Origin of the sequence: Rhizobium sp. IBUN (assembly GCF_000510625.1) — a bacterium.
Lineage (GTDB): Bacteria > Pseudomonadota > Alphaproteobacteria > Rhizobiales > Rhizobiaceae > Rhizobium > Rhizobium altiplani.
On the sequence record NZ_AZNV01000019.1, the window covers coordinates 52,742 to 68,372 of the forward strand.

The window sequence follows — 15,631 nt, forward strand, 5'->3', positions numbered from 1 at the left end:
ATACCCACCAAGGAGACGCAAATGACAACTGAAGAAAAGCATCCATTGTTCAACAGACGGCAACTTTTGGGGACGACTGCGTTCGCGGCGGCAGCTGGCGCGGCCGGGGTCGGTGGCGCTCTGACGCTTTCCGGTGCCACGGCTACGGCGGCGCGCGCGGAAGGCTTGAACCATGAGGTCAAGCCTGGCGAACTCGACGAATACTACGTGTTCGTGTCCGGAGGGCAATCGGGCGAAATCAGAGTGGTTGGTCTCCCATCCATGAGAGAACTCATGCGAATCCCGGTTTACAACCGCTGCAGCGCGACCGGCTGGGGTCTTACCAACGAAAGCCGCAAGGTACTCACGGACGGTCTGCTTCCTCAAACGCGCGAATTTTTGTCCACTCGCGGCGGTGTCTACCACAACGGCGATCTGCACCATCCGCATCCCTCCTTCACCGACGGGACCTACGATGGGCGCTACCTGTTTGCCAATGACAAGGCAAACACGCGCGTCTGCAGAATCCGTCTGGACGTCATGAAGTGCGACAAGATCATCGAACTTCCGAACCAGCACACGGTCCACGGACTTCGTGTGCAGAAGTACCCCAAGACCGGATATGTGTTCTGCAACGGCGAAGATCGCGTTCCGATCCCGAACGACGGCAAGATTCTCGACGATACCAAGCAGTACCACGCTGTCTTCACGGCCGTCGACGGCGAAACGATGAAGGTTGCCTGGCAGCTGATCGTCGATGGCAATCTCGACAATGTCGATGCCGACTATCAGGGGAAGTACTGCTTTGCGACCTGCTACAACTCCGAAGAAGGCGTCAATCTTCCGGAGATGATGGCGAAGGACCAGGACTGGGTCGTTGTCTTCAATCTCAAGAGGATCGAAGATGCCGTCGCGCGGGGCGACTTCAAGGAAATCGGCGGCGTTCCCGTTCTCGACGGCCGCCACGGCTCCGCCTACACGCGTTACATCCCGGTTTCGAACAGCCCGCATGGCATGAACACGGCTCCGGACGGAATACATGTCGTCGCCAACGGAAAGCTGTCTCCTACCGTCACAGTGTTCGACGTCCGCAAGTTCGATGACCTGTTCGAGGACAAGATTCAACCGCGCGACACGGTGGTCGCCGAGCCTCAGCTTGGCCTCGGGCCGCTCCATACGGCCTATGACGGGCGCGGCAATGCCTACACCACCCTGTTCATCGACAGCCAGATCTGCAAGTGGAACATTGAAGACGCTATCCGCGCCTTCAAGGGCGAGAAGGTCGACCCGATTCGTCAGAAGCTCGATGTTCAATATCAGCCGGGTCACAACCACACATCGATGGGCCAGACCAAAGACGCGGACGGAAAGTGGCTCATTTCGCTGAACAAGTTCTCGAAGGATCGCTATCTTAACGTCGGCCCCCTGAAGCCGGAGAATGATCAGTTGATCGACATTTCCGGCGACAAGATGGTTCTCGTTCACGACAATCCCACCTTCGCCGAACCACACGACGCGACGATCGTTCATTCGTCGAAGATCAATCCCGTAAGTGTCTGGAAAAGGGACGATGTCTTCTTCGCCGATGCAGTCGCTCAGGCCAAGGAGGACAACATCGACCTCCTATCGGACTCCCAAGTTATCCGGGATGGAAACAAGGTGCGGGTCTATATGACGTCGGCGGCCCCGGCGTTTGGCCTTGAATCATTCAATGTCAGGCAGGGCGACGAGGTGACCGTCTACGTTACCAATATCGATGACGTGGAGGATCTTACTCACGGCTTCTCGATCGTAAACTACGGTATCCAGATGGAGGTCGCGCCGCAGGCGACCGCGTCGGTGACCTTCACCGCCGATAAGCCAGGCGTCTATTGGTACTATTGCTCGTGGTTCTGCCATGCGATGCATATGGAGATGCAGGGTCGCATGCTCGTTGAACCAAAGGCAGCATGATGCCGCCGCTTGGCAAAATAGCACTCCTCGGAATGGCGGTCGCAACGACCGCCATTCCGGCCCATGTTCGCGCCGCAGAATTCCAGCTTGCGGCAGCGGATGCCGCAACCGTTCAACGTGTCCTTGATGCCGCCACAGATGGAGACATCGTACGGCTGTCGCCTGGCCGGTATGCCGGACCGTTGACTGTCAGCAGGCAGATCGTGCTGGAAGGTCAGTCTGGCGCGGCCGTCGTGGGCAATGGCAAGGGAAGCGTGATCACGATCACGGCGCCAGGAGCTGTTGTGCGAGGTCTTGAGATTGAAGGATCCGGTTCTGATCTGTCTGCGCTCGATTCCGGGGTGTTTGTAAGCCAGAGCGCTGACCATGCGGTGGTCGAAGACAACACGATCAAGGGAAACCTGAACGGTGTCTATTTGCACGGTGCCGCCGGTTCCGTCGCCCAACGCAACCGGATCATCGGAATGGCGTCGGGTCGAATGAGCGAGGCCGGCAACGGCGTCTCACTGTGGAACGCCCCGGGCGCAATGATCGTGGACAATGACATTAGCCTCGGCAAGGACGGCATCTCGACGAACGCGAGCAAACGCAACGTCTTCAAGGGAAACCGTTTGCGCGACCTGCGGTTCGCCATCCACTACATGTACACCAACGACAGCGAAATCAGCGACAACGTCTCAGTGGGCAACCTGGTGGGCTATGCCATCATGTTTTCGAACCATCTGAAGATCACCGGAAATGTCTCCGATGGCGACCGGGATCACGGCTTGCTCCTCAACTTTGCCAACGGCTCGATCATAAGGCAAAACAGGGTCACCGGTCGCCTCCAGCCGTCCGATCGATGGCTGTTGGGTGGAACAAGGGCTGACGCCAGCGACATGCCTGACATCGAGACGCGACTTGCCGAAGGGCAGGGGACGCAGCTCGGACCGGAGAAGTGCGTGTTCATTTACAACGCAAACCGGAATGTCCTTGAAGACAACGTGTTTGAGAACTGTGCGATCGGCATACATTTTACAGCCGGTTCCGAAGGAAACGCCATAGCCGGCAACGCGTTCGTAGGCAATCGGAACCAGGTAAAGTACGTCGGGTCGCGTTACCTCGATTGGTCGAAGAATGGTCGAGGTAACTACTGGAGTGACAATCCCGCGTTCGATCTCAATGGCGACGGGATAGCAGACAGTCCCTATCGCCCCAATGACATCATTGACACTGTTCTTTGGACAGCCCCGCAAGCCAAGGTTTTGACCACAAGTCCCGCGGTTCAGATCATCCGATGGGCGCAGTCCCAATTCCCTTCGCTCCTGCCGGGCGGCGTGATTGACAGCAAGCCCCTGATGGGGCCGCCCGTACCCTTGGAGAATGCTCGATGACGGCGACAATTTCTCTCGAACACGTTTCGAAATTTTATGGCGATACCGCCGCGATCAACGATGTTTCGTTTTCCCTTGGCGAGGGAGAACTGGTTGCACTTGTCGGTCACAATGGAGCCGGCAAGACGACGTTGATCAAAGCGATCCTGGGGCTTCTTCGACCGACCGACGGAAAGGTGCGCGTCCTTGGGGAGGACCCGGTTTCCGGGAACCTGATCGTGCGCAGGGAGGTCGGATATCTCCCCGAGAGTGTCACTTTCCATCTGGCGCTCACTGGACGTGAGGTTCTGTCATTCTATGCGAAGCTGAAGCGCGTGCCGGCGGATCGATGGCGAAATCTCTTCGATCAGGTCGGCCTGGCGCAGAACGCTGCCGACAGGACGGTTAGGACCTATTCGAAGGGAATGCGCCAGCGATTGGGCCTGGCACAGGCACTTCTCGGAGAGCCACGCCTGCTCCTCCTGGACGAACCCACCAGTGGATTGGATCCAGCACTACGACGCAGTTTCTACGATCTCATCCTCGACTTCCAGAAGAAGGGAACGACCGTACTTCTCTCCTCCCACGCGCTGAGCGAGCTTGAGGAACGGGCCGAACGCGTCGTTATCATCAACGGCGGTAACAAGATCGCCGACGGAACGCTTGACGAACTGCGCCGGATTGCCTGCCTGCCGACCCAGATCAGGTTCAAGCCGAGCAGCGAGTCCGCTGCTCACTCGTGGTTTGACGGGCCGGTGCGATGGACCGAGCGCAAGGATAAATTTCTGGAAGCCAGTGTCGACCATAGCGAGAAGATCGCGGTTCTGTCGGCTGTAACATCCGATCCGGCTGCACTGACCAGCATGACTGTCATCGAGCCGACACTCGATGACGTCTATGCGCATTTCCTCCAACGACAGGGAAGAAAGCCGTGAACAATATCGTGATCATTGCCCGAAAGGAGATCCAGGAGGGGTTGAGAAACCGCTGGGTCATCGCGGTGACCTTGCTACTTGCGTCGCTGGCGCTGACGCTTTCGTTTCTGGGCAGTGCGCCGACCGGCAACGTCGGCGCGGGCCGTTTGGATATCGTCATCGTCAGTCTTGCCAGTCTCACGATCTTTCTTGTTCCCCTCATTGCCTTGCTGCTTTCGCATGATGCGATCGTTGGAGAACTCGAGCGTGGAACACTTCTTTTGCTTCTGAGCTATCCGGTAGCGCGTAGCCAGATTGTGTTCGGAAAATTCCTGGCACACATACTCATACTCTCGTTCGCCACTCTGTTGGGCTACGGCGCGGCGGGTCTGGCGCTCGTTGTCGCCGGGACGCCGACCACTGCGGACAGTTGGACGGCGTTCGGCGCCATGATTGGATCCTCGATCCTGCTTGGATCGGTCTTCACGGCTATCGGATATCTCGTCAGCGCGACTGTCAGCCAGAGGAGCACGGCCGGGGGCATCGCCTTGGGAGTATGGCTGTTTTTCGTCATCATCTACGACATGGGTTTGCTGGGCGCGATCGTGTCGACGAAGGGCGTTGGATTTTCGCCGGGGCTGCTAAGCATACTTCTGATGGCCAATCCGACCGATGCCTACCGTCTTCTCAACCTGGGATCTGAAACGGCCGGCTCCGTCTCGGCACTGTCCGGTATCGCAGCGAGTTCGAAGCTGTCTCCGACCGTCCTGATGGCATCCTTGGCCTTATGGGTTGCCGTCCCTCTATCGTTGGCCATGCTTCGTTTTTCCAGGAGAGAACTTTGAACCGCTCGTTCGCAATATCAGTCGTCCTTATGGCATCTCTGTTAAGCGCTTGCGAGAAGGCCGAGACCGTCGTGCCTCCTCCGTTGGAGCTTACCTCCGATGCCGTCGATCATTTCTGCGGCATGAACGTGCTGGAGCATGCGGGGCCGAAAGGACAGGTTATCCTAAAGAATGGCGGAAAGCCGGTCTGGTTCAGTTCGTCGCGTGATGCAGTGGCATTTACCCGGCTTCCGGAAGAACCAAAGGACATTGCTGCAATCTACGTATCGGACATGAGCCACGCTACCAGTTGGCAAGCGCCGGGAAGTCAAAACTGGGTTGAAGCCGATCGCGCATTCTTCGTTGTGGGGAGCAAGGTTCACGGCGGGATGGGCGCACCGGAAACCGTTCCTTTCTCCGTTCGGGCAGACGCCGAAGAGTTTGCGAAAAAGAACGGCGGCAGAGTTTCGATCCTCGGGGAGATCAAGGATCAGGATGTTCTCGGAACGTCTACCAGCGCACCCGCGAGCACGGAGATTGAATCCAATGGTTAGGGCCGTCACCAGGCGACGTGCCATAGGAATTATCGCAGCAGCAGCCGGACTTCCGCTGCTTTACTCCAGCTTTCCCGCGAAAGCCAATGCGCCGGTCGTCGTCTGGACCGGTCAAGCACTCGGAGCGCCGGCCAAGCTGGTCCTGCATCACGGCAATATGGCCAGGGCTCGGCGGTTAATAGATGAGATCGTTCTTGAAGTTGCTCGGCTAGAAGGAATTTTCAGTCTCTATCGGGACGATTCGATCCTCGCGGAACTCAATCGGGTAGGTGGGGTTGCCGTGTCTTCGCCAGAGATGGTGTCCTTGCTCGACCAGTGTCTGCGGGTCTGGGAAAGGACTGGCGGGTTGTTCGATCCGACCGTGCAGCCGCTATGGGAGGTGTATCGCGATCACTTTGCATCGGGGCATGGAGGTGAATTCGGGCCCAGCCAGACCAAGCTGAACAGGGCTCTCGGCAAGGTCGGCTTCGAAGCCGTAAGCTATGGCTCGGACCGCATCGCCTTCGCCGAGCGGGGAATGGCGATGACCCTGAATGGCGTTGCCCAGGGGTTCATTACCGATCGAGTAGCCTATATGTTGCGGAACGAAGGCTTCGACAGTTGCCTTGTGAACATGGGTGAGGAACGGGCGGTCGGCGCACAATCGGATGGAACGCCATGGCATGTCGGGTTGGCCACAACCGAAGATAGCCTGGATCCCGATGCGGTGCTGTCCATCGTAAATCGGGCGGTCGCCACGTCCAGCCCGACTGGCTTCGTCTTCGACGAAGACGGCAAGTTCGGGCACATCCTCCACCCAAAAACGGGCAGCGCGCGGATGGCCTATCGGAGAGTAACCGTTATAGCTGATGACGCGACCACGGCAGATGCGTTGTCGACAGCATTTAACCTCATGGACGTGAATTCAATAAGATCCGTATTGAAGGACTGGCCCGGAGCCTCTGCCGACCTGGTCGAACCAACTGGCGCCAGACACCGGATCTAGGCGCCAGATTCATGGCGTGTCGCCGCTCTGCCAGTCCTGGCATTGGTCAAACCTGGTCGAGTAGGGTGAGAACGTCGCCGAACGTCATGTGGGCCAACCGTTTGCTGCAGGAGAACGTCCTTCAAGGCGCAGCGAGATCTAGGTCACGATCCGCGACAGCTAGGACTTGGCGGAAAGCGCGCTCAATTCTTCGAGATCGAGGTCTCGTTCGAGTTCGTGCAGCGTTTCGTCGTCGATATCACCGGCGCGGTGAAGACGGATCAGTTCACGGCGTCCGGTGGCGATCGCCGCCAGAACGACATCGAAATGGGCATGGAGCAGAACGTCGTGGTGTTCCGTTTTCTGGATATAGTCGACGATCATCTTGGCCCTGAGTTGATAGCGCTCCAGCAGACGAGGATGGATGAGATTGCCTTCGGTGTCATAGGCCCTGTCCTTTACGGTTGCCAATTGCGCCTGAGCCATGGCGGCTTCGATTGCCCGTGGACAGCCGGTTTATCGGGCCTATGGCGACATCTATGGCGCTGGCAAGCGGGGGTCACGCAGGCAAGCGCTGCCACGCGACCATGACCAAGCATGACGCTACACCCTCCCATCGCTTCGAGCTAACGCCTCGTCGCCGGTCATCTGTTACCCTTCTTGGCCCTTGGCTTCACCGGTACAGGCAATGGTTTGGCCCTTGCGACCACGTTTGAATACTTCCAACCCTGCAGCACCATACAGTTGGATTTCAGCCGAGCGCGGCGGATGAGCCCACCGATAGCCCCACCAATCATGGCACCGGCCACGAAATTGGGGTTACCAAAAGCGACCATGCCCCGGCCACCGTTCATGGCGTAGAGTTCGCAATAGGCATCGGCCTGTTCATAACCGAGCCCTGGTCCGATGCGTTGCCACTCCCCAGCCGACGCGTTCGACGCGACAAGAGCGATTACGATTGCAGTTGCAGTAATGCGTTTCAATTGGCGGTTTCCTGTTGTTCGAGCAGCCATCTTCGGATGCGCCATGCTCAGGCGCATGACCGGTGAACCCGGTTTCGGCTTGGGTTTCCCTCGACCTAGGAGAGGCTGATGAGGGCGGCGGCGCCGCTCCAAGTTGAAGGTGCCGCCGCCATTCGGTCTGCGTTCCTCCCAAAACGCATCGCCGAGGACGCGGCGATCACGACGCGAGCGGCGGCGGCATTCCCGACGACGACCATCCCCCCGTCCGGGCCCGTCGGGAAAAGTTACCGGTTTCTAAGATGCTCGTATCAATCCAACCGCGACACGAGCACGAGACGGATGCCGCCCGGGCCGTGGGGCGATCGCACAATTATCCAATCGGCGCCAGACGCCAAACCTTTTGGAACGGGAGGGGCGGAACCCCCTCCCTATCATAGGCATTGTTGGCTTCTGCTATCGCCAGAGTTGCCCAACGCGGCGTGCGCCCAGACCGTTCGTCAGTCTCGGTCGCTCCTCATGGGGCGGCTATCCACCTAGGCTGTTTGGCATCACTTGCCCTTGTTGCCGGTGCCATGGTTGCCGCCGCCCTTGCCGGGGTTGGACGGATCGGTATGGTTGGGATCGTTGCCATGACCGTTGTCACTATGTGTGGAATTGTCCTTCCCGTTCCCGTCGATCGCATTTCCGCTACCCTGACTCGGTTTGGAGGGCGTGACGCCATTGTCACCGGGTGCGGGATCGCTTCTTTCGCCCCCACCGCTTCCGGTTCCATTCTGTTGGCCCTTCCCACCAAGGTTCCCCCCGGCGTTCGCATTACCGAGCTCACCGCCACCTTGGCCTCCGCCCTGATTGCTGGCGCCGCTACCCTGCTGGCTATTGTTCCCTGAGAGAGAGCCACCCGTCGAGCCGCCTAAGGCGCTGCCATGCGAGGATCCGGAGGTTCTGCCACCGGAGAACCCGACGTCGGTGGAGGTGTTACCCCAGAGAGCAGAGGAGCTTATGCTGGCGGGTCGTCCGGTGCGAGCGAAAATGCTACCCGTATAGAAGCCCACGTCAATCTCCGAATTTGGAAGTTTCGCGCGGGTTTTAGTGACCTGATTGGCGCCAACATAGCTGTAGGTGCAGCTTCTCCAGAATAGGAAAACCCATCGGCAATCCTTCTTCAGCGCGGTGGCGGTGTATTCATGGTGGCGCGTTGTCTGGCCTGCATAGGAGGCAGAGGAAAGCAACGCGACAGCTGCCAGAACAGAAGCAACAGTTTTGGCAGTAGTTTTGAGCAGGCGTTTCATATTCTGGTAGTCCTTGGGTTTGTCTTCGATGAGAGACAAATAGCTACCCAATGGACGCGCCGTTTGTTTCTGGCTGCCAATCATTTGCTGGCGACTGCCACGGCGCTGATCGCGGCTTCTGCACGAGGCCACCGCAAGACGAAAAGCGGATCAGAACGTCGTACCATTGGACAAGCACCCAAAGGCTGTTGCTCTCCAACAGTGCGTAGCCGAAGCGTCAAAGGCTGACGCGTCTTATCAGTCGAGCGCGCGGGCGCGTGCTGGGTTATTCGCCGCCCGACGCAGCGTGCAGACAAAATGCCTCTCAGCGCTTTGTGCTCTGCACAAAGGCTCGTCCACTCGCGGTGGATTGCAGGATATTAACATAACGATTTCAATCTGGTGCGAGCGAAGGGGATCGAACCCGTATACCTTGCGGTGAGGGATTGTAAGACCTTTGCCCTGGCACTGCGTTTCGAGGCGGCAGCGGGAGACGTCACGGTCGTAGGGTGGACGGCACGTCGCAAAGGCTTGCCGTACATCACCTCGAGACATACGCCAATCGAAGTCGTCACCCTGCTGCAGGAGGCGCTCATCGGGCTCGGGTGGTGTCTTTCCTAGCCGCCAGGCGCTGACCAGGATCGCGGCGCTTCCAAGCCAGCTTCTCGGCTTCCGCTCCGTCAAATTGACACAGCACGGGATAAAAGGGACCCTAGTGCAAGCGATTCGGTTCGCTGCCAACTTGTATGCGGCGATCAGCGTTGCCCCAGCCCTTGTTTCTCGTTTGGTGTTTCAAGACTCTCAAAGGAGAAGTGCCGTGATCCCATCCGGTCTCTTTTACGACCTCGTTGATTCCCAAATTGCGTTCAAGATCGTGCAGAGGAATTTCAACAGTCCCAACTTCATCTTCAGCATACCTCGCGTAAAGGACGGGCAGCTCCGCCTGACGATGCTCGGAAGTCAGCCCCTTGTCGGGTCCGCAGATGCCATACTGGCCCGCCTTAACGCCCTTCTCTGCGAACACCCTGTCCGCCAGCCGAATGCCCATGCCTTCAGGCCGGCCACCAGCAATGCCAAGATCGTTGGCTATTCGATCTTTCCCGAGGCCGAGAAAGGCAAGCAGCACGGGTTACCGGAAGAGATGTCCGTGGAATGCCGCATCATGCCGGCCGACCGTTCAAGTCCCGGGCGGGAAATCTCGATGGTGAGCGTGATTGTCGATGGAAAACATAGCCTTCATCTGATGGAGACGGTCGGCAAGGATAATCTTCAGGAGATCAGTCGGCTTTCCCCGCATGCGCTGCCCATGGAAATCCATGGGGGACTGGCGGCGAATGGCTACTATCAGGAGAGCTTCGTGACCTTATATGGTGAGGAGGCCCTCGAAGAGGCGAAAACGAAGTTGAGAGAGGCCTGCAACCGAGCGGGTTCCGCCGGTGCCGACGCCCGACACGCACATCACTGATATCGCTCTCTCCGTTGTGAGATTTCAGTCGGCCTGATCGTCAAATGTGCGGGTCCGTGTTCGCCTGATGACGTTGACTTGTTAGCGCCAACGGATGTGTGCGCGATTTTGGGGGGTTGGGTAGCAAATTCCACAAGGTTGGTGTCCGAAGGGAAAAGCAGCCCACGCCTACCAGACCGAGGACGGTACCGACACCAACAGGATCGAGAGTTTCTTCGCCCGCGCCGAGCGCTCGTACGACGGCATCCACCACCGCTTCTCGGTGAAGTACCTGGATTGGTACATGGCGATTGTCGCCTGGAAGGAAGACACCCGCCATATGGGTCTGCGCTGGCAGCTCGCCGACGTGCTGCGTACGGTCACCCACCGCACGCCGTCTGATCACCTCTGCGGGATACTGGCAAGGTGCGTCAGAGCGTATCGAAGATCAGGTGTGGACTGAGGACACGACGGTCGAGAAGCAGCACTGCCTGCGGTGATCGATCTGGGCTTCGTCATTTCTCCGACGTGTACTGTCAGGTTCACCGGGACGCTATTAACGGTTTCACCGGATTCCTATTGAAGGTTTCCCCCTCATCCTATTGACACTTTCCCCCAACGTCTATTGACACTTTCACCGCAACTCTATTACAACTTTCCCCACATCGAATTGCGTCCACTGTGAGGTGACCACCATCATGGACGAGAGTCTCCTCCCGCGTCATCTGCAGTCCCAACTAAAGGCTGCACTTGCATCAGCGCGAGTGGTTAACATTATTGGACCGCGCCAGGTCGGGAAGACGACACTGGTACGCGATCTATTGAGCGCTGGAAAATTCATCACCTTGGATGACGAGGGTGTGCTTGCAGCTATTGAGGCCGATCCGAAAGGACAGCTGGATTCCCTGTTGGCTGAGACGAAAGCGGGTCCCCTCATTATCGACGAAGCCCAACGATCAACGAAATTAGCTTTGGCGTTGAAGAGAATCGTGGACGAGAACCGAGCAATGGGTCAGTTCGTCCTGACAGGCTCATCCAACGTTTTCATTTCCGCGCACGTGGCGGACTCGTTGGCAGGTCGGGTCCATACGATGACGATGCTTCCGATGAGTGTCGCCGAAACAAAACGCATGGGGCCTGCGAAAATTCTCGACTGGGCATCGGCGAATGACCGTCCCGATCCGCTAGACCTGCCTAAAGCAGAAACGTTGTCCCGGGCACAATACATCGACTTGATAGTCGCAGGCGGTTTCCCCGAGATACGAACTCTGGAAGAGCACTGGAGGCAAAATCGATACAGAGACTACGTTGACAGTGTCGTGGAACGCGACGTCGCGTACATCTTAAAAATAAGAAAATCAGACGCCATGAGGCGAATGATCGATCAGCTAGCTACGCGTGTCGGAAACGAGCTGAATATAGACGAACTGTGTTCAAAGATCAGTTTACAACGGAATACGACCGATGCCTACCTCGATATTCTGACCAAGCTCTCCCTATTGCGACGATTGCCTGCGTGGACCTCTGGAGAGACCGGGCGCGACATACGCCAGCCAAAAATCCAGCTTGTGGATACTGGGATCGTCGCAGCTTTGAGGAGCATGAACACCCAGAGCTTCAATATTGGCGCGAATCCCACAGCGCTTGGCGGCCTGTTCGAAAATTTCGTTTTCAATGAAATATGGAAATCCGTCCCCCATCAAATGCGTCAGTGGCGACTTTATCATTGGAGGCATCAACGAGGACGCGAGATAGATATCCTTGCTGAGTCAGACAGAACGATAATCGGCTTCGAGATGAAGACATCGACTACGGTTGAAGCAAAGGACTTCCAACATCTGCGATGGTTTCGAGATGAAGGCCCAGGGGTGAACCGTCCCTTCGTCGGCATCGTCGTCTACATGGGAGAGCGCATACTCAGTTTCGGCGAAAACATATTCGCGCTCCCTCTTTCGATATTTTGGTCATTCGAAGACAGCTAGCCTGAGTGGGCAGCCCAGATTAATCCTCAAATGCTTTCCTGGCGATCTACCACAATCTACGACGACCATCGGGAGCACCTGACAAGCGAACCAGGCCCGTCTGCTCCATGCGTACGAGCAGGCCAGAAAACCTTCCAGCCAGATTAGAACCGATCCCGTCAATCTGGCCCCAAAGTCTTCGCGTTCGGCAGCCTGTTTCGACAGATCACCCGCAAGGACCGGTTCTTCGGCATCTCGGAGTAGCTCGAGGATGCCGCGGCGGACATCACGGCCTTCGAGGAGGTCGGTGAAGCGGCGGCTAGGGCTCGGACGCTACTCTTGGATCGAAGACCTTGATCACGGTCACGAAAGCGACCTTGTGCGACGCCTCCAAGGCGAGCGCTTGCGCCTTGATCTCCTCAAGTCTGGCTTCCAGTTCAGCCAGCTTGGCCTCAGTTCCTCGACGACCAACAACTTGTGCTTGCGGCATTTGCTACCTCAGTCCGCGATTTTGGTCGATCGCCCCGCTGTCTTCCCTGCGGATGTGAAATATATTTCATTGTGTGAATTATATTGACACGCATTTGATCTTCGCCTTTATTGCTCTCATCGGACTTCGAGGAGGAAGTTCGATTTCAACGCGATCAGCGGCGTCAACGTGACGCCCTCAGGCTTTTGGGAGGGGCTTCGGCCTCGAGGAGGAATCTTGCGCAAATTTATCAGCTCGACCGCCATGGCGGTCCTTGCAGCAACGCTTTTTGCGGGCACGGCATCCGCGGAAACGGACAGTCCGTTCCGCTGCAAGCCGGGTGAAAAATACGTCATGAACGTCATGGTCTCGGGCGTAGAATACTGGTTCCCGGTCTACGAGATGTTCAAGCAGGCCGGTCAGCAGCTCGGCTGCGAAACCGCATATACCGGTACACCGGAATATGACGTCAACAAGCAGATCGCCACCTTCGATCAGGCGCTGGCCCAGAACCCTGCCGGCATCCTTGTCCATCCGATGAATTCCGATCCGTTCATCGAGCCGATCAACCGCGCCACCGAGCAGGGTACCGCCGTCGTCACCTTTGCCGCCGACTCGCCGCTTTCCAAGCGCGTCTCGTTCATCACTTCGGACAACACCCGCGAAGGCATCTATGCTGCCGACGCAATCGCCGAGAAGCTGGGTGGCAAGGGCGAATATGCGGTTCTGGAAAATCCGGGCCAGGACAATCATGACAAGCGCATCGCCGCCTTCATCGGCCGTATGGAGGAAAAGTGGCCCGACATGAAGCTGGTCGGTCGCGCCGCTTCTAACCAGGACCCGACCAAGGCATATCAGGGGCTTTCGAGCATCATCCAGGCCAATCCGAATCTCGGCGCGGTCTTCATGCCGGAAGCGAACTCCGCTATCGGCGCCTCACAGGCGTCCAAGGAAAATGGCGGCAAGGTTCTTGTCATGTGCGCCGACGTCAACGCCAACATTCTCGACATGATCAAGGCCGGTGAAGTCTTCGGCTCGATCAACCCGAACCAGGGCATGCAGGGCTACATGGGCTTCATGCTGTTGTGGCTTGCCAAGCATCCGGAGCTGATCGACCCGATGAACGACGCCAAGCGATCGGGCTTCAACCCGATGAGCATCCCAGTGGTCGACAATGGTCTTTCGATCGTCACTGCCGAGAATGCCGACGACTTTTATTGGGACAAGTACCTGAAGCGCCGCGGCACGAAGGGTATCGAGGAGTAAGTGCATCGGCCCTTGTCACCTTCGGAAGGAAGGTGCGCGTGGAGGGCCAAATGAGGGGGATGGTTGGGCCAGAACTTGCCGCACTATCCCCTCAACGCCTTGTAAGCTCGGCTTTTTCCGTGCTGGACAGAAGACAGATTATCGCAGCCGTCTCGATCGGGGACCGGTCATGAATAAGGAAATGACGATGGCGGAGCCGGTGCTCACCATTCATGGCATAAGCAAGCATTTCGGGGCGATCCGGGCGCTGACGGATGTCAACTTCACGCTCGAGCGCGGCGAAGTCCATGCGCTCTGCGGCGAAAACGGCGCCGGCAAATCAACGCTGATGAACATCATCGCTGGCGTGCTGCAGCCGACCGAAGGCGAAATCCGCGTCGATGGAAAGCCCGTCCGCATCGCTTCACCGGCTGCCGCGCAGGCGCTCGGAATTGGTCTGGTGCATCAGGAAATCGCCCTCTGCCCTGATGCCACGGTGGCCGAGAACATGTTCATGGCCGCGACCAACCGCCGGCGTGCCCCTTTCATGAATTACCGCACTTTGGAGCGCGATGCCCAAAAGGTGATGAACCGGCTCGCCGCCATCGACGTCCGCCAGAAGGTCGCGGATCTGCCGATTTCCAGTCAGCAGCTTGTCGAGATCGCCAAGGCCCTGACGCTCGACTGCCGTGTGCTCATTCTGGACGAGCCGACCGCAGCGCTGACCGAAACCGAGACGCAGCAGCTCTTCGCCATCATCCGCGACCTCAAGGCGAACGGCATCTCGATCATCTATATCAGCCACCGCATGGCCGAGATCTTCAGCCTCTGCGACCGCGTGACCGTTTTTCGTGACGGTCGGTATGTCTGCACCGACAAGATCGACGATGTCACGGCCGATGATGTGGTGCGCCGCATGGTTGGCCGCGAGATCACCCAGCTCTATCCGGAAAAGCTCGGGGCCGAAGTCGCCTCTCGCGAAACCATCCTAGAAGTGGATGGCCTCGGTGATGGTGCTCGATTCCATGATATCAGCTTCGATCTGCGCCGGGGTGAAATCCTCGGCATCGGTGGCCTGATCGGCTCCGGCCGCACGGAGATCGCCGAAGGGATTTGCGGGCTACGCCATGCCGACGGCGAAGTCCGCCTGCATCGCAGGCCGCAGGCAATCCGCGCCTATGCGGATGCGGTCAAGGCGGGCATCGTCTATCTGTCGGAAGACCGCAAGGGCTCCGGGGTGTTCCTGGAGATGTCGATCGCCCAGAATATCTCGGTGCTGAACTTGAAGGCACTCACCAACCATGCCGGCCTGCTCAACGGTCGCGCCGAGGCGGCGCTGGCGGAGGATTTGGCGCGGCGGCTTGCGGTGCGCATGGGCGGCGTCGAGGCGCCGGTCAAATCGCTGTCCGGCGGCAACCAGCAGAAAGTGGCGATTGCCAAGCAGCTTGCCGTTAAACCCAAGGTGATCCTGATGGACGAGCCGACACGCGGCATCGATGTCGGCGCGAAGACCGAAATCCATCGGCTGCTGCGCGATCTCGCGGGCTCGGGCATCGGCATCGTCGTCATTTCATCGGAAATGCCGGAACTGCTCGGGCTCTGCGACCGCGTTCTGGTCGTGCGCGAAGGGCGCATTGCCGGCGAAGTGGGCGGGGACGATATGACGGAAGAAACGGTGATCCGCCTCGCATCGGGGGTCAGTGCGGCAAGGACGGCTGATCATGCCGCGTAAGGAGAAAGAG

The 15,631-nt window shown here is 58.1% G+C and carries 13 protein-coding genes and 1 pseudogene; 10 read left to right on the forward strand and 4 right to left on the reverse strand.

What is annotated here, in order from left to right; genetic code table 11:
- The first annotated feature begins 21 nt into the window (after positions 1–21).
- From nosZ to RHIBUN_RS0118055, 6 genes are read left to right on the forward strand one after another with little or no spacing between them, the layout of a single operon-like run.
- Positions 22–1,932: a TAT-dependent nitrous-oxide reductase gene (gene nosZ, locus RHIBUN_RS0118030; RefSeq protein ID WP_025660613.1), complete on the forward strand. Its 1,911-nt coding sequence runs from the start codon at positions 22–24 to the stop codon at positions 1,930–1,932.
- A gap of 32 nt (positions 1,933–1,964) precedes the next feature.
- Entirely contained in the window at positions 1,965–3,305 is a 1,341-nt protein-coding gene (locus tag RHIBUN_RS0118035) for a nitrous oxide reductase family maturation protein NosD (protein ID WP_245271686.1), read from the forward strand.
- A complete protein-coding gene (locus tag RHIBUN_RS0118040) occupies positions 3,302–4,219 on the forward strand; it encodes an ABC transporter ATP-binding protein (protein WP_025660615.1) in 918 nt (305 codons plus the stop codon). The genes RHIBUN_RS0118035 and RHIBUN_RS0118040 overlap by 4 nt, the downstream gene beginning before the upstream one ends.
- Positions 4,216–5,043, forward strand: coding sequence for an ABC transporter permease subunit (locus RHIBUN_RS0118045; protein ID WP_025660616.1), 828 nt, complete (start codon positions 4,216–4,218; stop codon positions 5,041–5,043). Before RHIBUN_RS0118040 ends, RHIBUN_RS0118045 begins: the two co-directional genes overlap by 4 nt.
- Entirely contained in the window at positions 5,040–5,576 is a 537-nt protein-coding gene (locus RHIBUN_RS0118050) for a nitrous oxide reductase accessory protein NosL (protein WP_025660617.1), read from the forward strand. The genes RHIBUN_RS0118045 and RHIBUN_RS0118050 overlap by 4 nt, the downstream gene beginning before the upstream one ends.
- A complete protein-coding gene (locus RHIBUN_RS0118055) occupies positions 5,569–6,561 on the forward strand; it encodes an FAD:protein FMN transferase (RefSeq protein WP_025660618.1) in 993 nt (330 codons plus the stop codon). Before RHIBUN_RS0118050 ends, RHIBUN_RS0118055 begins: the two co-directional genes overlap by 8 nt.
- A gap of 159 nt (positions 6,562–6,720) precedes the next feature.
- On the opposite strand, the pseudogene RHIBUN_RS0118060 reads toward RHIBUN_RS0118055, so the two are convergent.
- The 3 genes and pseudogenes from RHIBUN_RS0118060 to RHIBUN_RS0118075 all read right to left on the reverse strand — a co-directional run.
- Positions 6,721–7,035 (reverse strand): annotated as a pseudogene (locus RHIBUN_RS0118060) (Na+/H+ antiporter); the annotation flags it as partial.
- A gap of 149 nt (positions 7,036–7,184) precedes the next feature.
- Complete coding sequence (locus RHIBUN_RS0118065) at positions 7,185–7,523, reverse strand: hypothetical protein (protein WP_156932718.1); 339 nt, start codon at positions 7,521–7,523, stop codon at positions 7,185–7,187.
- 527 nt (positions 7,524–8,050) lie between these two features.
- Entirely contained in the window at positions 8,051–8,875 is an 825-nt protein-coding gene (locus RHIBUN_RS0118075) for a hypothetical protein (RefSeq protein WP_025660621.1), read from the reverse strand.
- A 712-nt stretch (positions 8,876–9,587) separates the two neighbouring features.
- On the opposite strand from RHIBUN_RS0118075, the gene RHIBUN_RS0118085 reads away from it, so the two are divergent.
- A complete protein-coding gene (locus RHIBUN_RS0118085) occupies positions 9,588–10,235 on the forward strand; it encodes a hypothetical protein (protein WP_025660623.1) in 648 nt (215 codons plus the stop codon).
- 677 nt (positions 10,236–10,912) lie between these two features.
- Complete coding sequence (locus RHIBUN_RS0118090) at positions 10,913–12,196, forward strand: ATP-binding protein (RefSeq protein ID WP_025660624.1); 1,284 nt, start codon at positions 10,913–10,915, stop codon at positions 12,194–12,196.
- Between the two features lie 298 nt (positions 12,197–12,494).
- Here the strand turns inward: RHIBUN_RS0118090 and RHIBUN_RS36875 are convergent, their stop codons facing one another.
- Positions 12,495–12,665, reverse strand: coding sequence for a hypothetical protein (locus RHIBUN_RS36875; protein WP_198021160.1), 171 nt, complete (start codon positions 12,663–12,665; stop codon positions 12,495–12,497).
- A gap of 216 nt (positions 12,666–12,881) precedes the next feature.
- On the opposite strand from RHIBUN_RS36875, the gene RHIBUN_RS0118100 reads away from it, so the two are divergent.
- Both RHIBUN_RS0118100 and RHIBUN_RS0118105 read left to right on the forward strand, forming a co-directional pair.
- Positions 12,882–13,910 carry a substrate-binding domain-containing protein gene (locus RHIBUN_RS0118100; protein WP_025660625.1) on the forward strand — a complete coding sequence of 343 codons (1,029 nt, stop codon included), beginning with the start codon at positions 12,882–12,884 and terminating at the stop codon, positions 13,908–13,910.
- Between the two features lie 187 nt (positions 13,911–14,097).
- Complete coding sequence (locus tag RHIBUN_RS0118105) at positions 14,098–15,621, forward strand: sugar ABC transporter ATP-binding protein (RefSeq protein WP_037217102.1); 1,524 nt, start codon at positions 14,098–14,100, stop codon at positions 15,619–15,621.
- The last annotated feature ends 10 nt before the right edge of the window (positions 15,622–15,631 follow it).